At 61.6% G+C, this 18,347-nt stretch carries 17 protein-coding genes and 1 riboswitch; of the genes, 16 read left to right on the top strand and 1 reads right to left on the bottom strand.

Annotated features, from left to right (window positions below; translation table 11 throughout):
* Positions 1 to 2 precede the first annotated feature (2 nt).
* The 12 genes from argH to LF599_RS11540 all read left to right on the top strand — a co-directional run bounded on the left by argH (position 3) and on the right by LF599_RS11540 (position 14,609).
* The gene (gene argH, locus LF599_RS11595; protein WP_269942313.1) at positions 3 to 1,388 is read left to right on the top strand and encodes an argininosuccinate lyase; all 1,386 of its coding nucleotides are present in this window, start codon (positions 3 to 5) and stop codon (positions 1,386 to 1,388) included.
* 142 nt (positions 1,389 to 1,530) lie between these two features.
* Positions 1,531 to 3,561 (top strand): ATP-dependent zinc metalloprotease FtsH, encoded by a 2,031-nt coding sequence (ftsH, locus tag LF599_RS11590; RefSeq protein ID WP_279520870.1) that lies wholly within the window; start codon positions 1,531 to 1,533, stop codon positions 3,559 to 3,561.
* Positions 3,562 to 3,576: 15 nt separating this feature from the next.
* On the top strand, positions 3,577 to 4,419 hold the full coding sequence (gene folP, locus LF599_RS11585; RefSeq protein ID WP_279520869.1) for a dihydropteroate synthase: 843 nt from the start codon (positions 3,577 to 3,579) through the stop codon (positions 4,417 to 4,419).
* A gap of 9 nt (positions 4,420 to 4,428) precedes the next feature.
* Positions 4,429 to 5,178, top strand: coding sequence for a diadenylate cyclase CdaA (cdaA, locus tag LF599_RS11580; RefSeq protein WP_279520868.1), 750 nt, complete (start codon positions 4,429 to 4,431; stop codon positions 5,176 to 5,178).
* A 1-nt stretch (position 5,179) separates the two neighbouring features.
* Positions 5,180 to 6,085: a CdaR family protein gene (locus tag LF599_RS11575; RefSeq protein ID WP_279520867.1), complete on the top strand. Its 906-nt coding sequence runs from the start codon at positions 5,180 to 5,182 to the stop codon at positions 6,083 to 6,085.
* Positions 6,086 to 6,114: 29 nt separating this feature from the next.
* Entirely contained in the window at positions 6,115 to 7,467 is a 1,353-nt protein-coding gene (gene glmM, locus LF599_RS11570; protein ID WP_279520866.1) for a phosphoglucosamine mutase, read from the top strand.
* A 25-nt stretch (positions 7,468 to 7,492) separates the two neighbouring features.
* On the top strand, positions 7,493 to 8,365 hold the full coding sequence (galU, locus tag LF599_RS11565; protein WP_279520865.1) for a UTP--glucose-1-phosphate uridylyltransferase GalU: 873 nt from the start codon (positions 7,493 to 7,495) through the stop codon (positions 8,363 to 8,365).
* Between the two features lie 61 nt (positions 8,366 to 8,426).
* Positions 8,427 to 9,152 carry a LolA family protein gene (locus LF599_RS11560; protein ID WP_269942316.1) on the top strand — a complete coding sequence of 242 codons (726 nt, stop codon included), beginning with the start codon at positions 8,427 to 8,429 and terminating at the stop codon, positions 9,150 to 9,152.
* Positions 9,153 to 9,159: 7 nt separating this feature from the next.
* The gene (gene priA / locus LF599_RS11555; RefSeq protein WP_279520864.1) at positions 9,160 to 11,523 is read left to right on the top strand and encodes a replication restart helicase PriA; all 2,364 of its coding nucleotides are present in this window, start codon (positions 9,160 to 9,162) and stop codon (positions 11,521 to 11,523) included.
* 69 nt (positions 11,524 to 11,592) lie between these two features.
* A complete protein-coding gene (locus LF599_RS11550) occupies positions 11,593 to 12,102 on the top strand; it encodes an OmpH family outer membrane protein (protein WP_269942317.1) in 510 nt (169 codons plus the stop codon).
* Between the two features lie 12 nt (positions 12,103 to 12,114).
* Entirely contained in the window at positions 12,115 to 13,464 is a 1,350-nt protein-coding gene (locus LF599_RS11545; protein WP_279520863.1) for an SH3 domain-containing protein, read from the top strand.
* Positions 13,465 to 13,547: 83 nt separating this feature from the next.
* Positions 13,548 to 14,609, top strand: a complete 1,062-nt coding sequence (locus LF599_RS11540; protein ID WP_269942321.1) for an IS110 family RNA-guided transposase — start codon at positions 13,548 to 13,550, stop codon at positions 14,607 to 14,609.
* 263 nt (positions 14,610 to 14,872) lie between these two features.
* Here the strand turns inward: LF599_RS11540 and LF599_RS11535 are convergent, their stop codons facing one another.
* Positions 14,873 to 15,313, bottom strand: a complete 441-nt coding sequence (locus LF599_RS11535) for a hypothetical protein (RefSeq protein ID WP_279520862.1) — start codon at positions 15,311 to 15,313, stop codon at positions 14,873 to 14,875.
* A gap of 112 nt (positions 15,314 to 15,425) precedes the next feature.
* A riboswitch (TPP riboswitch) is annotated at positions 15,426 to 15,529 on the top strand.
* 77 nt (positions 15,530 to 15,606) lie between these two features.
* On the opposite strand from LF599_RS11535, the gene thiS reads away from it, so the two are divergent.
* The 4 genes from thiS to thiF are packed head-to-tail and all read left to right on the top strand — an operon-like array spanning position 15,607 to position 18,345.
* The gene (thiS, locus tag LF599_RS11530; RefSeq protein WP_279520861.1) at positions 15,607 to 15,807 is read left to right on the top strand and encodes a sulfur carrier protein ThiS; all 201 of its coding nucleotides are present in this window, start codon (positions 15,607 to 15,609) and stop codon (positions 15,805 to 15,807) included.
* An 8-nt stretch (positions 15,808 to 15,815) separates the two neighbouring features.
* Entirely contained in the window at positions 15,816 to 16,598 is a 783-nt protein-coding gene (locus LF599_RS11525) for a thiazole synthase (RefSeq protein WP_279520860.1), read from the top strand.
* Complete coding sequence (thiH, locus tag LF599_RS11520; protein WP_279520859.1) at positions 16,595 to 17,731, top strand: 2-iminoacetate synthase ThiH; 1,137 nt, start codon at positions 16,595 to 16,597, stop codon at positions 17,729 to 17,731. Before LF599_RS11525 ends, thiH begins: the two co-directional genes overlap by 4 nt.
* Positions 17,728 to 18,345 carry a sulfur carrier protein ThiS adenylyltransferase ThiF gene (gene thiF, locus LF599_RS11515; RefSeq protein ID WP_279520858.1) on the top strand — a complete coding sequence of 206 codons (618 nt, stop codon included), beginning with the start codon at positions 17,728 to 17,730 and terminating at the stop codon, positions 18,343 to 18,345. The genes thiH and thiF overlap by 4 nt, the downstream gene beginning before the upstream one ends.
* The last annotated feature ends 2 nt before the right edge of the window (positions 18,346 to 18,347 follow it).

The following is an 18,347-nucleotide window of genomic DNA, read 5'->3' as shown; positions in this document are numbered from 1 at the left end:
TTATGACAGACAAGAAGATGTGGGGCGGCCGGTTCGCCGAGGCGACGGCCGCGTCCATGGAGGCGTTTTCCGAATCCGTGTCCTTTGACCGGCTTCTCTACGCCGAGGATATACGCGGTTCCCAGGCCCATGCCCGCATGTTGGCGAAGCAGGGCTTTTTGACCGAGGACGAGGCGCGGACCATCTGCGATGGCCTGGACAAGGTCAAGGCGGAGATCGAGTCCGGCGAGTTCGTTTGGAAGGCCGAGATGGAAGACGTGCATATGAACGTCGAGTCCCGGCTGACCGAGATCATCGGACCGCTGGGCGGCAAGCTGCACACCGCGCGCAGCCGCAACGACCAGGTGGCCCTGGATTTCCGCCTGCATGTTGCGACCCGACTGGCCGCATGGCAGGAAGCGCTGGCCGCGCTCGTCAAGGTCTACGTGGACCGCGCCGAGGAGCATCGGGACACCATGCTGCCCGGCTGCACCCACTTCCAGCCCGCTCAGCCCGTGACGCTCGGCCATCATTTGCTGGCCTACTGCCAGATGTTCAAGCGCGATTACGAGCGTGTGTCCGACGCCCTGAAAAGGGTCCGGGTCATGCCGCTCGGCGCTGCCGCCCTGGCGGGAACCACCCATCCGGTGGCCCCGAAGCTCGTGGCCGAGGATCTTGGTCTTGAGGCGACCTTCGCCAACTCCATGGACGCCGTGTCCGATCGCGACTTCGTGCTTGAGGCCGTGTTCGCTGGGTCGCTGGTGATGACGCACCTCTCGCGGATGTGCGAGGAGCTTATCATCTGGGCCAATCCGAACTTCGGCTACGTGAAGCTGCCCGACCAGTATTCCACGGGATCGAGCATCATGCCCCAGAAGAAGAACCCCGACGCCTGCGAGATCATGCGCGGCAAGACCGGCAGGGTGGTCGGCTCTCTCATGGGGCTGCTCGTCCTCATGAAGGGATTGCCCATGACCTATAACCGGGACCTTCAGGAGGACAAGGAGCCGTTCTTCGATGCGGACCACACGGTCGTCACGTCTCTCGGCATCATGGCCGACATGCTCCGGCTCATGGAGTTCGTGCCCGAAAAGATGGCGGAAACCGTCAAGCGCGGGTTTCTCAACGCTACCGAACTGGCCGACTACCTGGCGGCCAAGGGCGTGCCTTTCCGCGAAGCGCACCACATCACCGGCGCGGCCGTGGCCTACGCCGAGGGCAAGGGCGTGGGGCTGGAGGAGCTTGAGCTCTCCGAACTGAAGCGGTTCTCCGGCGAGATCGGAGAAGACGTTTACGGGGTGCTCGATTACGAGGCGGCCATTGAGCGGCGTATCACTCCGGGCGGCACAGGCCCGGCGTCCGTGGCCGCACAGATCAAGGCGTTGCGGAAGTGGCTGGGTTCCCTGTAGGGGATATCCGTAATCCGAGTTTTTTTGCCGATCCACTTGATTTTTGAAACGACGGCATTACTCTAGATACCTGAAATTGCGGTAACGCGGTTTCAAGTGGGCCCCCCGGGCCGTTCCTTAGACCATTACGGAGGACTCTCCTTTGAACAACCATATGAAAAATCTTGTCATCTGGGCGATCATCTTCATCCTGATGGTCGTCTTGTTCAACCTTTTCAACCAGCCTCCAGTCCCCAAGGACACGCCTTCCTACAGCGAGTTTCTGGCCATGGTGGACAGCGGCTCCGTGGCTCAGGTCAAGATACAGGGCCAGAAGATTGTCGGCCTGAAGAGCTCCGGCGAGCAGTTCCAGACCTACGCTCCCGAAGATCCCCGCATGATCGAGACCCTTATCTCCAAGGGCGTCGAGGTCAAGGCCGAGCCGCCGGACGAGTCGCCGTGGTACATGACACTGCTTCTGTCCTGGTTCCCCATGATCTTGCTCATCGGCGTCTGGATATTCTTCATGCGCCAGATGCAGGGCGGTGGCAGCGGAGGACGCGGAGCCATGAGCTTTGGCCGCTCCAAGGCCCGTCTGGTAAACGAGGAGACCGCCAAGGTCACCTTTGACGACGTGGCTGGCGTGGACGAAGCCAAGGAAGAGCTTTCCGAGGTGGTGGACTTTCTGCGCGAACCGCGCAAGTTCACCCGCCTGGGCGGCCGAATCCCCAAGGGCGTGCTCCTGGTGGGCGGCCCGGGTACGGGTAAGACGCTTCTGGCGCGGGCCGTGGCCGGCGAGGCCAATGTCCCGTTCTTTTCCATCTCCGGTTCGGACTTTGTCGAGATGTTCGTCGGCGTGGGTGCGTCCCGCGTGCGCGACTTGTTCGCCCAAGGGAAGAAGAACGCCCCCTGCCTTATCTTCATCGACGAAATCGACGCCGTTGGACGCCAGCGCGGCGCAGGACTCGGCGGCGGTCATGACGAACGCGAGCAGACTCTGAACCAGTTGCTTGTGGAGATGGACGGCTTCGAGTCCAACGAGGGCGTCATCCTGGTGGCGGCCACCAACCGTCCCGACGTGCTTGACCCGGCTCTGCTCCGGCCCGGCCGTTTCGACCGTCAGGTGGTGGTTCCGAATCCGGACCTTCGCGGCCGCGAGCGCATCCTCAAGGTGCACAGCCGCAAGACGCCGCTGGCCCCCGAGGTGAACCTGGAAATCATCGCCAAGGGCACTCCCGGATTCTCGGGCGCCGACCTGGAAAACCTCGTCAACGAGGCTGCGCTCGGCGCGGCCAAGCTTGGCAAGGACCGGGTGGACATGGACGATTTCGAGGAGGCCAAGGACAAGGTCATGATGGGCGGCCGCGAGCGGCGGTCCATGATCCTTTCCGAAGAGGACAAGCGGACCACGGCCTACCATGAGGGCGGTCACGCCCTGGTGGCCAAGCTTCTGCCCGGCACCGACCCCGTGCACAAGGTTTCCATCATCCCGCGCGGACGCGCTCTCGGCGTGACCATGCAGTTGCCCGGCGAGGATCGGCACAACTACTCCAAGCAGTATCTCTGCAACAACATGGCCGTGCTCATGGGCGGCCGGGTTGCCGAGGAGGTCGTTCTCGACCAGTTGACCACCGGCGCAAGCAACGATATCGAGCGGGCCACCAAGACGGCCCACAACATGGTCTGCATGTGGGGCATGTCCGACAAGCTTGGCCCCATGAGCTTCGGAGACAACCAGGAACAGGTTTTCCTGGGCCGCGAGCTTATCCATAACAAGAACTACGGCGAGGAAACGGCCAAGCTGATCGACTCCGAGGTCCGCCGGTTCGTGGATGAGGCCTACGAAAAGGCCACCGCGATCATAAAGGACAACCGCGAGGTTCTTGACGCCATCTCCATGGCGCTTCTGGAGCGCGAAACCATTACCGGCGCAGACATCGATCTGCTGATGGCGGGCAAGGAACTGCCCCCCATGGAGCAGGGCGGCAAATCCGGCAACGGTAATTCCGGCAACGGTCGTTCCGACACCGCTTCCGGCTACACGGCCGACGGCAGGGCTGCATCTTCGTCCGGTCCCGGCTATGAGCCTGTGAGCGAAAAGCCCGGCGACTCCGGCGACTCCGGTGACGACTTCATCCTTGATGACGGCGGTGACGAGCCCGACGGGGATGACGGCAAGAACAAGCTCCAATAATCAACAAGCACGCAAATGATGAACGATACCACATGGACAGTTAAGGGGGGCAAGGTCTTGGGACCTGCCCCCTTCTTCATTGCCGGGATCGTCAATGTGACCCCGGACTCCTTTTATGACGGCGGAACGCACGCCGACACTGTTTCGGGCGTGGCTCATGCCCTCGAACTGGCTCGTCAGGGCGCGCATATCCTTGATGTGGGCGGTGAGTCCACCCGGCCGTACAGCGATTCGGTCGACGAGGCCGAGGAACTCCGTCGGGTCCTGCCCGTGATCGAAGGGCTTATCGAAGCCCGGACGCACTCGGTCATATCCGTGGACACCTACAAGGCGAAGGTGGCCGCCCGCTGCCTGGAGGCCGGGGCCGCCATCATCAACGACGTGTCCGGCTTTCGCTTCGAGCCTGAACTGCTCGACGTGCTTGCAGAATACAAGCCCGGCTACGTGCTCATGCATTCCCTTGGCCGTCCCGAGGACATGCAGGACGAGCCTCGCTACGGGGATGTTGTTTCCGAGATCATGGCTTTTTTTGAGGAACGTCTGGCGGTTCTGGGCAACGCAGGGCTTCCCCTGGATCGGGTGGTTCTTGACCCCGGCATCGGTTTCGGCAAAAAACTTGAGCACAATCTGACCATCCTCCGGGAGATCGAGCGTTTTCACAAGCTCGGCCTGCCGATTTACATGGGGCTGTCCAACAAGTCCCTGTGGCAGGGGCTTCTCGGGCTTGAGGTCGGCCAGCGGTGTAACGCCACCCAGGCGGCCACCGCGTTGCTGGCGGCGAAGGGCGTGCCCATTCACCGCGTGCATGAAGTGGAACTGACTCGACAAACGTTGACCATAGCTCGTGAATTGGCGTAGTAAAACAGCATGTTTGAGCTTTTCGGCATTCAAGTAACCTGGAGGGTCCTGGTCGACATCGGACTGGTGGCCTTCATCTATTACAACATCATCGTGCTTGTTCGGGGAACCCGGGCAGCCGCCGTGCTTTATGGCCTGGTGGTGGTACTCGTGGTTTACTACATTGCTGAAAAGTTCAACCTTTACACCCTGAACGCGCTGCTTGGCGAATTCCTGACATCACTGTTTCTGGTTGTGGTCATCCTGTTCAAGACCGATATCCGGAAGGCGCTCGCCTCGGTGGGCACCAAGCGGTTCTGGACCAAGTCCAATGTTCGCGACGACACCCTGGACCAGTTGACCCAGGCGGTCATGAGCATGTCGCGTTCTTCCACCGGGGCGATCGTCGTCATCGAGAAGAACATGCCGCTCGGTGACATCATCGAGCGTGGCGTGGAGCTGGACGCCAAGGTCAACAAGGAACTCATCGAGACCATCTTTTTTACGGATACGCCGCTGCACGACGGGGCGATCATCGTCCGCCGCGACCGCATCGTGGCCGCCGCCTGTATCCTGCCCTTGTCGAACAAGTTGCGCGGCCAGCCCATGTACGGCACCCGGCATCGGGCCGCCTTGGGCATCTCCGAGGGGTCGGATGCCATCACCATCGTTGTTTCCGAGGAACGGGGCGAAGTCTCCGTGGCCATGAACGGCCGTCTGACGACCAGTCTGGACGAGACGCGGTTGCGCCGCGTACTCAAGAACGCTTTGGGGCGCTGATATGTTGCGAAACTGGCAAACCATATTGCTGTCCATTGCCCTGGCCGTGTTCACCTGGTTTCTGGTTACCGGCCGTGAGGTGGTCGAGACCTGGGTGGATATGCCCGTGGTCATGACCAATCCCCCGGAAGGACTGATTATCGAGGACGGTCTGGTGGACAAGATTCAGGTGCGCCTGCGCGGCCCCAAGGGGCTTGTGGGCAACCTTCCCTCCCAGAACCTCGTCTATCCGGTCAATGTCAGCAATCTCAAGGTGGGCGAGCAGGTGGTGGACATCGATCCGGACAAGATTCCCCTGTCCTCCACCTACGAAATCATCGAGGTCAAACCCAACCGCCTCCGGCTCACCGTGGATCGGCGAATCTCCAAGAAGATCGCGGTTGAGGCCGCCTGGACCGGCAATCTCAATTCCGATTATCGGTTGCAGGAGGTCACGGTCTCGCCTGACGTGGTTGTCGTTCGCGGCCCCGAAACCATGCTACGCAAGATTTCCAAGACCCGCGTGGTGCTGAAGGGGGATTTCCCCGAGGACGTGCCCAGATCGTGGGCAGAGGATGTGGCCGTGGAAGTGCCCGACGAGATTGAGGCGCAGCCCGGCCAGGTCGGCGTGGAGGCCTTTTTCGAACCAAAGACCCGCGAGATATGGGTCAAGGTGCCCATCGAATTCCAGGCCCCGGAAGGGTTCAAGGCCAACGTCCAGCAGCGGTATGTCCGGTTGCTGATTGAGGGGCCGGTCTTCCTGTTCCACGACGACGAATACCGAAAATCCATCATTGCCACGGTGGCCTTCGGAGAGAAGGCTGCCGAAGGCGAGTTCGAGTTTGACTATGACGTTACCCTTCCCGAAGGGTGCAGACTCGAAAAGAAGAACCCGGAGACGGTCACGGCCGTCATCAAGAAGAATTAGCCGCCCGAGGCGGCCATCTGGAGCATCCCATGAAACAAAGGCTTTTCGGAACCGACGGCCTGCGGGGGCAGGGCAACATCTTCCCCATGACCCCCGAAATCGCGCTCAGGCTCGGCTTGGCCGCCGGTCAATATTTTCGCAACGGCAATAAACACCATCGCGTGGTCATCGGCAAGGACACCCGGCTTTCCGGTTACGTGTTCGAAACCGCGCTGACCAGCGGACTTTGCGCCAACGGCATGGACGTTTTTCTGGTCGGTCCCATGCCCACCCCGGCCATTTCCTTCCTGACGCGGAACATGCGCGCCGATCTCGGCGTGGTCATCTCCGCCTCGCACAATCCGTTCATGGACAACGGCATCAAGTTCTTCGACCAAAACGGCTTCAAGCTGCCCGACGAGGTGGAGGACGAGATCAGCGAACTGGTCCTCGGCAACGATACCAGGTGGGACTATCCCCCGGCCGAGGATGTGGGCCGCGCCCATCGCATCGGCGACGCTCGCGGACGGTATATCGTCTACCTGAAAAACAGCTTTTCCCCGCATCTGACCCTGGACGGCCTCAAGATCGTGCTGGACTGCGCCCACGGCGCGGCTTACGGCGTGGCCCCCGATGTCCTTGAGGAACTCGGGGCAGAGGTCATCACCGTGGGCGTGGCCCCGGACGGCCTGAACATCAACCAGAAGTGCGGCTCCCTCTATCCCGAGGTGATCGCCCGGATGGTCGTGGAAGAGGGCGCGGACCTCGGTATCGCCCTGGACGGCGACGCGGACCGGCTTATCGTCTGTGACGAGAACGGCCGCATCCTGGACGGCGACCAGATCATGGCCCTTTGTTCCCTGGAACTCATGGAGAAGGACCGGCTTCCCGGCCACATGCTCGTGGCCACTGTCATGAGCAACATGGCGCTGGAACTGTTCATGAAGGATCACGGCGGGCGGCTTTTGCGCACGGATGTGGGCGACCGTTACGTGGTCGAGGCCATGCGCCGCAAAGGGGCGACCCTCGGCGGCGAGCAGTCCGGGCATCTCATTTTTATGGATCACTCCACCACCGGCGACGGCCTGCTGGCCGCGCTCCAGCTTCTTCGCATCATGCGCGAGCGGGAGCGTCCTCTTTCCGAACTGGCCGGTTTGCTTGAGCCGTTCCCCCAAGTCTTGCGCAACGTCCACGTCAAACGCAAGATTCCCTTTGACCAGGCTCCGCAGGTGCAGGAGGCCGTGCGCAAGGTCGAGGCCGCCCTGAAGGGCAAGGGCCGCGTGCTGCTGCGCTACTCCGGCACCGAGGCCGTCTGCCGCGTCATGGTCGAGGGACCGGACGCGGATCTGGTCGAGAAGTATACCGGCGATATCGTCGAGGCGTGCGAGAAGCACCTGAAATAGGACAACTTCCACAGCGGAGGACAGTATGGAAATCAAGAAAGCAGTCATCCCGGTCGCTGGTTGGGGCACGCGTTCGCTCCCGGCCACAAAAAACGTACCCAAGGAGATGTTGCCCATTTTCCGCAAGCCCATCGTGCAGTATATCGTCGAAGAGGGTATCGATGCGGGGGTAAGCGACGTTGTCTTTGTCACGAACCAGAACAAGACCATCATCGAGGACCATTTCGACCGGAACTTCCTTTTGGAGCAGCTTCTGGAGAGGGCGGGCAAAACGGCTTTGCTCGAAGAGGTCCGTCGCGTGGCCGGTCTGGTCAACGTCATCGGCGTGCGCCAGAAGGAGCAGCTCGGTCTCGGGCACGCGGTGCTGACCGCCCGCGAGGTCTGCAACAACGAGCCCTTCGCCGTCATGCTCGGCGATGACCTCATGTTCGGCAAGAACACCGGCATCGGCGAGTTGATAAAAGCCGCCAAGGAGACCGGAAAGGCCGTTGTCGGCGTCATCGAGGTCCCCAAGGAAAAGGTCAGCCGGTACGGCGTCATCAAGGGCGAGGTCATTGATTCGCACACCTACCGCGTGACCAATCTCGTGGAGAAGCCCAAGGCCGAGGAGGCCCCGTCCAATTTGGCCATCATCGGCCGTTACGTGCTCCTGCCGGAAATCTTCGATATTCTTGAAGGACAGCGGGCAGGCGTCGGCGGCGAGATTCAGCTTACCGATGCCCTTCAGGGGCTGGCCGACCAGGACAAGCTTATCGCCGTCAGGCTGGGCGGCCAGCGGTTTGACGCGGGCGACTGGGTGGAATATCTCACTGCCAATATCTACTTCGCCCTGCAGGACGAGGAGTTGCGCTACGATCTCGTCAAGCGGCTTCAGGAATTGTTGTCCTGCTCGTCCTAAAGCGTTTTGAACCGGCGGGCGCGAGAGCGCCCGCCTTTTCCATCCGGAATCCAGAGAGAACATGAAGACTCTTTTCGCGCTATTGCTGGTGTGTCTGACCGCGCTGCCTTCGTTCGCCTTCGTGCCCGACGGCGAGGAGCTGGCCGCGCGCCTACAGAAGAATTACGGCCCAATGCGTTCCTGGCAGGCCAAGATGACCTTCCCGGACTATCCCGGCGTATCGGTCGATCTGTGGTTTGCACGTGGCCGGTGGCGGCAGGAGTGGAATGCGGGTGACAAGGCCTTGGCCGTGGGGTCCCTCGGCAATGTGGTCGCGGCGTGCACTTCCGGGAATTTCCCTTTGTCGCCGTTGTTTGTCTGGATGGTCCCCAATCCCGTGCAGACCTGGCAATATTGGGGCGTGGACGTGACCTCGGGCAGCTATGGCTTTTGCGGCGATGCGCCGTGTCTCATGCTTGGCGCGGCCCCGGCGGACAAGTCCGGTCCAACGGTCCACCTCAACAACGAGGATTTGGCTCCGCTCCTGATCCGTTATCCCTCGGATGCGGGTATGGTTTCCGTGGCGTTTTCCGACTATCGGACCTTTGCCGGATACCGTGTGCCGCAAAAGGTGACGGTGCGGGCGGATGGCGTCGAACTCGCGGCCGACGTGAGCTGGGTCAGGCTCAACGGCGCGGACAGCGAAGAACTTTACGCGGGTGACGCGCTTGATGCCGCTCCGTGCGCCGAGCCTGCGCAGCCGTTCGATATTCTGCGGCAGTCATTTCGTTATCCCGGGGCGGAGTAGGTCCGTCATGGCCGATCTCTGGCTGGTAACGCTCGTCAGTCCACCCTATGAAACGTGGACCTACGGGCGGCCTTCCCATTTCCCGACCCTGTCGCCCGGGCAGCGGGTAATCATTCCCTTTGGCAAGTCGCATCGCGCCGGCGTGGTGGTCGGCCCGGCGGACGAGGCCCCCAAGGGCGTCGCGGTGAAGGATATGATCTGGCCGCTTGAGCATACGCCGCTTCTCGATGGCGATTTCGTGGACATGGCCGTGAACCTCGCCGCCCGGCAGATGGTTCATGTGGGCCGTATCCTGGAGATCGCCCTGCCGCGCGGCCTGCGCACGGCCTCGGTGACCTTCAAGGTGGACCGGCACATGACCGGGCGCAACCTGCCCGCGTCCATGCGTCCTTCCGACCTGGCTCGGGCGGGGGATGAGGACAGGGCCGCGCTCCTGGAACTTTGGCTTGGCGACCGTATGCGCGTGCGCGTCAATGCGAAGAAGGAGGCCGAGGAGCGGTTCGTCTCTCTTGAATCCGATCCCCCGTGGGCCGTCCGCCCGAACGCCAAGCGGCAGCTTCGGCTTTTGGAGTATCTCATGGAGAACGGGCCGCAGAGTCTTTATTCTCTGCGGCACACCCTGGGCGACTGGGCGCCGGACGTGGCCGCCAAGCTCGAAGCGGCCGGAGTGGTCCGCGTGGGCGAACCGACCGCCGATCTTCTGGCGCAGATGGACGAGACCGGGAAGGGATGCGAGGACCCGGGCTGCGAGTACGTCCTGACCGACGAGCAGCAGTTGGCGCTGAAGGAAATGACCGAGACTCTTGAGGAGGGCGGCGGCGCGCACCTTGTTCACGGCGTGACGGGCAGCGGCAAGACCGTGCTCTATATGGAGATGGCCGATCGGCTGCTTCGGCAGGGGCGGTCCGTGCTGTTTCTCGCGCCCGAGGTGGCCCTGGCCTGTCAGCTCTACCGCACCGTGGCTCATCGTTTTCCGCAGTACAGGACCATTTTTTATCACGGTTACCAGAGTCCGGGAAAGCGGGAGGCTTCCTTTCGCGAGCTGGCCGGGAGCGGGGACCCTGTCATCGTGGTCGGAACCAGGTCCGCCGTGTTTCTGCCCCTGCCCGATCTGGGCATGGTTGTCATGGACGAGGAGCACGACGAGTCCTTCAAACAGGAGGAGCGGCTGGCCTATCACGCCAAGGAGGTGGCCTGGTTCCGCACGGGCCGGAGCAAGGGGCTGCTTCTGCTCGGTTCGGCCACGCCGGACGTCAAGACATTCCACGCCGCCAGCCAGGGGCTTATCCGCGTGTCCACCCTGAAGGAGCGCGTGGGGGAGAGCCGTCTGCCCGAGGTGGAGCTGGTCAACATCACCGACCTGGGCAGTTCGAAGCAGCTTTTGTCGAATCGCGTTCGCGAGGCCGTGCGCGAGACCGTCGCGGCCGGAGAGCAGGTCATCGTCATGCTCAACCGGCGCGGCTACGCTCCGCTCATGTATTGTCTGGACTGCGGCGAGACCGTGCGCTGCCCGGACTGCGAGGTGGGCATGACCTACCACAAGGGGCGCGAGCGGCTGGTCTGCCACTATTGCGGGCGGACCTATGCCTATCCCCTGACCTGCCGCAAGTGCGGCGGCGCGAATTTCATTCCCATGGGCGAAGGCACAGAGCAGTTGGAGGAAGCGTTGAGCGACCTGCTGCCTGACGACGCCAAGGTCCTGCGCCTGGACCGGGACGCCACCCGGCGGCAGGAACGTCTGGAGGAGATACTCGGTTCCTTCGGCAGGGGCGAGGCTCAGGTCTTGGTGGGAACCCAGATGATTTCCAAGGGCCATCATTTCCCGGGCGTTACTTTGGTGGTGGTCGCCGACGGCGATCTCGGCCTGAACCTGCCCGACTACCGCTCCTCGGAGCGGACGTTCCAGCTCCTTGTCCAGGTGGCTGGCCGTGCCGGGCGCGGGGAGCATCCGGGCAGGGTGCTCATTCAGACGCGCAACCCCAATCATCCGATTTGGAAGGAAATCCTCGGCGGCGATTACAAAGGATTTTTCGCCCGCGAAGTATCCAGGCGCACACTTTTTCACTACCCGCCGTTTTCGCGGATGGCCCTCGTGCGCATCAGTTTTCCGGCTGAGTCCGAGAACGGGCAGGCCGCCGTGAATCTCCTCGGCCAAATCCTGCGCGAGCAGGGCAGGGCGCTCGGCATTTCCGTGCTTGGCCCGGCCCCGGCGCCTCTGTCCATGCTGCGCGGCCGCAAGCGATTCAACTGCTTGCTCAAGTCCGACGACTGGGGCAAGGTCCGCGGGCTGTATGCGGCCATGGCCCATGCCAATCCCGATCCGCGCGACGTGCGCACCGCGCTCGACCTCGACCCTCTGTCCACTCTCTAGGTGTCGACAGGGGGCGGTGTTCTCGGCTACGCTGTCGCCATTCTTCAACGCAATGAGGTTACCATCCCGATGAAACATATCTCCCTGTCCCTGTGGCTGTCGGCCGTTCTGCTTCTGCTTGCGGTCCCGGCCTCGGCCCAGCCTTCCAAGGTGGGGTTCGTCAACCCGCAGCGGATCGTCAACGAATCAAAGATAGGCAAGATAGCCCAGGAGGACCTGGCCGGTCTCGGCAAGGAAAAGGACCGTCGTGTCCGTCAGGCCCTGAACAAGGTCAACAAGCTTCAGGAGGGGCTCAAGGCGGACGCCCTGTCCGTGAGCGAGCAGCAGGTGCGCGAGAACGAGTTGCGCCAGGCCGTGCGCGACTATGAGCAGTTGGTCCAGACCAGCAATCAGGAGATTCAGGCCGAGGAGCGTCGTCTCATCCGGTTCGTCATGCGCCACGCCGACTCCATTCTCAGGACCATCGCGGCCGAGCAGGGATTCACCATGATCCTGACCGACCCGGAGATCATCGGTTATGTGGACCATTCCATGGATATCACCGACCGTGTCATTCGTGAACTCAACTCCATGATCTAGGCGGTGATTCCCATGCGCAGAATATTTTTCCCCGTTGTTGCCGCAGTCCTTTTCATTCTGTCCGCGTCCCATGCCTTCGCCTTCGGCAAGATCATGTATGCGGACCGTCCTCTCAACCTTCGTGACGACCGCTCGGCCCGGGGGGAGTGGGTCGGCAGTCTTTACGCCGGTCAGAAGGTTCGGGTCGCCTTCGAGGAGAACGGCTGGGTGGCCGTGTACGAGCCCGGCGCGACCGATGCCGACAAGGCCAAACCGGCGGGCTACTCCAACGCCAAGTTCCTCAAGCCCGTGCGGGGGCGGTATGAGCCCAAGCCGTGGGGCGAGGCGGCCTATTCGACCACCAAGCTGAATATCCGTTCCAAACCGGATGCACGGAGTGCGAAGGTCGGCGTCCTTCGGCCCATGGAACGCGTAATCATGGATTTCCCCGAAGATGAATGGATTTTGGTCTTTTCACCCGACGCCACCATTCGTTCCAATATGAACGGCATCGGTTATTGCAGCGCAAAGTACCTGGAGCCGATCCCGGCGGGGGCCGCCCCCGCCCCGGCCAAGGCGTCCACGCCCGAACCGGCCGGGCTTCGGGCCGGTGGACAGGCCGCGGCCCCGGTATTTCAGAGGGTGGCCCTGACCAACGAGGTCGACGTCCATCAGAGCCGGACCACCGCTTCCCCGCTGGTCCGCACCCTGCGGCCGGGCGACGTGGTGCAGCTTGGCTTGCCCGGGAACGGCTGGTACGCGGTTTTCAAGGCCAACGACATGATCCGTTCGGAGAGCAGTTCCCTGGGGTATTCCCGCAGGACCGCCATGGACGCCAACTCGCGTCAGGCGGACGACGTGGCCGCGCCTGTGGCCGTTTCCTCCACGCCTGGAACCGCACCTGCCGCGTCCAGGCCCGCGCCAACTGTTTCGGCGGAGGCCATCAAGTCCGAAGCGGTCAAATCCACATCGGTCAAGCCCGCGCCCCCGGCTCCGGTTCGATCCGAAGGGCAGCAGACCATGGTTATAGATCGGTCCGCCTTCCGCAAGGCCAATCGGCCTGATCCCACGCCGGACCAGACCGCCCACGGCTACCGTTTCAAGTTCCTGGAAAAAACCGAGACCCGCGAATACGGCCAGGTCTGGATCACCCTCAAGGTATTCCTCTCCACCACCAAGCTGCCCGACCGCGAGGCCTTCAAGGATTTTGCCGCCAGCCTGTGGAAGGATCACCGGCGGGTGACCAAGAACGTTCTGGTGGAGGTGTATCTGCCGGGCATGGACACGGACGACCTCGCCTGGGGCGTGGCCAAGTTCGACTATGACGGAATGATCGAGATGTTTGTCCGTCGGGCCACGTTGTTCGGAACCAAGTTCATGTAGCTCGACAAAAGAAATACCATGTCGGCACTCCCAAGTTTTGCTGGTAACAGTACCAGTGAACCCCAAAACCAAGGGAGGCCGACATGGCAAAGCTCAAAGTATCATCTGTTCATCGGTTTGTTGAAGCGTTTTCCGGCGAGAAGGTATGGATAGGAGTGGACGTCCATAAGCTGAGTTTCAGCGTGGCTTTGCTCAGACCTGATGGTGCCGTGAAGGACTGGACTTGTCCGGCTGATGCAACAGCACTCACCCGGCTTGTCATGTCATTACCTGTTGAGGTTGGCGCGGTTTGCTATGAATCTGGACCGACTGGCTTTGAGTTGGCCAGGAGCCTCGAAGCAGAAGGTGTTACGGTTGTCGTTGCTGCGCCAAGCCGAATCCCGCGCCCCATTACCGCTACCAACAAGACCGACAGCCTGGACTGCCGCAAACTGGCAGAGCTGGCAGCCTCCGGCCTGATCAGACCAATCGCCATTCCTTCCGTTGAAGCTGAAGCCTTCCGTGCTCTTGAGCGTCGAAGGCATCAGCTCACCGACTCTCTTCGTCGAGCTAAACAACGGATTCGTTCACTTCTTCTTTATCTTGGAGCGCAGGAGCCTGCCGATCTGGACCATTGGAGCAAGGCTGCCATACTCACACTTCATCAGGTGGAACTTCCTTCGGGGGCAAAAGAGACTCTTGAAAGCTTGCTCGATGAACTGGAGTACTTCGCTTGTGCACAACGCAAAGTGGATCAGCGTTTGCGAATAAGCATCCGGGAACAAGACGAGGCAAGACGTATTGCCGCCATGAGGTCCGTTCCCGGCGTTGGCGAAGTCGTGGCCACGACTTTTGCGGCAGAGGTTTACCGCCCGGAACGTTTCAATCGCAGCGAAGAGGTGACAGCTTACCTGGGCCTTGCGCCAGTGATGCGGCAAAGTGGAGGCAGCAAGGGTAAGGCAACACTTCGCCCGGTCGGTCAAAAGCGATTACGAAGTTTACTGATTGAAGCAGCTTGGGTGTGGAAGCAGCGAGATGAGTGGGCCAGGGAGTTCTACAACCGAATTTATAGCCGACATGGTGTGGCACAAAAAGCAATAGCTGCGCTTGCTCGTAAATTGGCCGCGCTTTTGTGGAAGCTCAGCTTACCTGTAACGCAGTCGTGAACAAAGATCGCGGCGGGGCTTTGGTGGCGTAGACCACGAAAATAGAAATGGCGATCTTAAACTGATTTACGTACCGAATAGGTACTTGGTGCCGTAGAGCACGAATAAGAAAAGGAATACAAACTAATAGCCGTTATGGTGAGGGTGGAGTCTGGCCTAAGAAATAGGGAAATCGAGTAAATAGGGAGTCCTTGACATGGGGCCGCATAAGAAAAGCCCCCGCGCGGTACGCCGCGCGGGGGCTTTTTCGTGCCCGGGGCCGGTTAGCCCATTTCCCGTTCCATGAACAGGGGCACGGTCTTTTCCATGGTTGTGCGTATGCGCGGCTTCTTGCCGTTGGCAGCGTCGGCCTCGCGGGGGAGCATGTACAGGCCTTGGCAGCTCTGGCACTCCCAGTGGTTTTCATGCTTGTGCAGATGGACGAGCAGTCCGTCGCGGTCGTAGCAGACCTGGCAGAACGGTCCCTTGCGTTCGCCGTCCTCCTCCAGCCAATACTTCTGGCCGTCGAACCGGACTTTTTCCGCGAGATCAAGGACTTCCGCCACCTCGGACAACTGACGTTTCAAGGCTTCGTTTTCGTCGCAGACCGCAAGGAATTCGTCTTGCAGGCTCTTTAACAGCGCCTTGCCTTCATCGAACCGGCCCGCCTCGAACAGGTCGAAAGCACGCTTGAAGCCGGTCGCCTGAAACAGTGTGGAAAACATGAACGGCATCCCCCGTTTTGTTGATATGGCACGGAATCCTTATCGGCGGGTGCGGCGGATGACTTTAGTCTCCATGAATAACTTTACAGGTGCGGTAAAAGCGCATAGGGTCTCCGGCAGCTAGGGGGGCCCTTGTGGCTGAGATGGATCGAAATGATCTGACCCTTTGAACCTGATTCGGACAATACCGACGGAGGGAAGCTGCCACAGGATGGATTCTCGTCATCATGCCGCGCTTGCCCACATCGGGGGCAGGCGTTTTTTTATGTCAACGCGCCTGCAAGGAGACTGTTATGATCGTCACCATAAACGGCAAGGCGTCGGAGCTGGACGAGCCCCTGACCATTCTCGCCTTGCTTGAATCAAAAGAGATCGCGCCCCGGGCCGTGGTCGTCGAGCGCAACGGGGATATCGTCCCCGGCGAGCAGTTCGACGATGTGCGCCTGGAGGACGGCGACCATCTGGAGGTCCTCCGCTTCGTGGGCGGAGGTTAGGAGAAAACATGAGCAAGGATATTCTCACCATCGGCGGCCGGACCTTTTCCAGCCGCCTGTTCACCGGCACCGGGAAATACGGCGACGACAGCGTCATCTCGGATGTCTGCGAGGCCTCGGGTTCCGAGGTCATCACCGTGGCCCTGCGCCGGGTGGATCTCGAATCCACCACCGGCAACGTCATGGATTTCATTCCCAAGCACATGCAGTTGCTGCCCAACACGTCGGGCGCCCGCACCGCCGACGAGGCCGTGCGCATCGCCAGGCTGGCCCGCGCCATGGGGTGCGGCGACTGGATCAAGATCGAGGTCATCTCGGACAACCGCTATCTGCTGCCCGACGGTTACGAGACCGTAAAGGCCACTGAAATCCTCGCCAAGGAAGGATTCGTGGTGTTGCCCTACGTCAATGCCGACCTCTACGTAGCCAAGGCGCTGGTTGACGCGGGCGCGGCCGCGGTCATGCCGCTCGGCGCGCCCATCGGTACCAATCGGGGCCTGAAGACCCGCGAGATGGTCCGCATACTTATTGAAGAGATCGATCTGCCCATCGTGGTGGACGCCGGCATCGGCCGTCCGTCCGAAGCCTGCGAAGCCATGGAGATGGGCGCGGACGCGGTTCTGGTCAACACGGCCATCGCCACGGCCGTGGATCCGGTCATGATGGCCCGCGCCTTTGGCCGGGCGGTCAGTGCCGGGCGCGAGGCGTTCCTTTCCGGCCCCGGCGCGAAAAGGGTGCTGGCTTCGGCCTCTTCGCCGCTGACCGGCTTCCTCGGGGGGGCAGAGGCATGAGCTTCTACCCGCTGATCCAGGCGTACGCCGAGGGATTGCCCGACGCGCGCTTCAACGATTTCACCGAGGAGGACGTGCTCCGGGCTCTGCATCGGACCACAACCACGGTGGAGGACTTCATGGCCTTCATGAGCCCTGCCGCTTCCGGTCTGCTTGAAGAGATGGCGCAGAAGGCCAGCCGGTTGACCGTGCAGCATTTCGGGCGGACCATCAGCCTGTTCACGCCGCTTTATCTCGCCAATTTCTGCACCAATCATTGCGTCTACTGCGGCTTCAATTGCAACAACACGATCCACCGCTCCATGCTCAGCCTGGAGGAGGTGGACGTTGAAGGAAAGGCCATCGCCGCCACCGGCCTCAAGAACCTGCTCATCCTCACCGGCGACGCCCCGGCCAAGACCGGGGTGGATTATCTTGAGGCGTGTACCAGGGTCTTGACCAAGCACTTCCCGTCCGTTTCCATCGAGGTCTTCGCTATGACCGAGGAGGAGTACGGACGGCTGGTGACCTCGGGCGTGGACGGTATGACCATGTTCCAGGAAACCTACGATGAGGCGCTTTATGCCGTGCTGCATCCCAAAGGGCCCAAGCGGGACTTTCGGTTCCGTCTGGACGCCCCGGAGCGGGCCTGCAAGGCTGGGATGCGCGTGGTCAACATCGGCGCGTTGCTCGGGCTGGGCGACTGGCGGCGCGACGCGCTCCTGACCGGCCTGCACGCGGCCTACCTCATGCATCGGTACCCGGAGACGGACATCGCCGTATCCCTGCCGCGTATGCGGCCGCACGTGGGCGACTGGGAACCGGCTTCCATCGTATCCGATCACGACATGGTTCAGTTCCTCATGGCTCTGCGCCTGTTCATGCCTCGGGTGGGCATCACCATCTCCACCCGCGAGGACGCCCGGTTCCGTGAAAACATCCTGCCGCTGGGCGTGACCCGCATGTCGGCGGGCGTGTCCACGGCCGTTGGTGGTCATGCCGACGAGACCATGGACGAGGAGAACACCGGCCAGTTCGACATCAGCGACGGACGCAGCGTGGACGAGGTCTGCGCCGCCCTGCGCGACAAGGGCTACCAGCCGATCTTCAAGGATTGGGAACCCATCTTCGAAACTGCGGGAGAGGGCGCATGAACAAGGTGGAGCAGGGCTTTGCGCGGTACCTGGGCGAGAAAACCCTCGCCCGGCTGCGGTCCGTGAAGATCGGCATCGCCGGTTGCGGCGGGCTCGGCTCCAACTGCGCCATGCACTTGGCGCGCAGCGGCTTCACCCGCTTCGTCCTAGTGGACTTCGATCGCGTGGAGTTCTCCAACCTGAATCGGCAGGCGTTTCTTTGTGACCAGGTGGGGCTGTTCAAGGCCGAAGCCCTGGCTGTCAATATGCGCGCCGTGAACCCCGACCTCAATCTCGACGTGTGCGTTGAGCGGGTCGGCGCGGCCGATATGAAGCGGTTGTTCGGCGATTGCGACGCCGTGGTCGAGGCTTTTGACCGGGTCGAGGCCAAGAAGCTGTTGGTGGAGGCTCTGCTGCCCATGGGCAGACTGTTGGTCTCCGCCTCCGGGATAGGCGGCTGCGGAAACGGCGACGCCATAGTCACTCGCAAGGTGCGCGGCAATTTCTACGTTGTCGGCGACGGCGAGACCGAATGCTCCGAGGACACGCCGCCTCTGTCGCCCAGAGTGGGCATCGCCGCCGCCAAACAGGCGGACGTTGTCCTTACGCATTTTTTGGGTCTTTCCGACGAATAAGG

The sequence above is a fragment of the Pseudodesulfovibrio thermohalotolerans genome (genome assembly GCF_021353295.2).
Taxonomy (GTDB): Bacteria; Desulfobacterota; Desulfovibrionia; order Desulfovibrionales; family Desulfovibrionaceae; genus Pseudodesulfovibrio; species Pseudodesulfovibrio thermohalotolerans.
The sequence above is the reverse complement of the archived record's forward strand: the minus strand, read 5'-3'. Positions and strand labels throughout refer to the sequence as shown.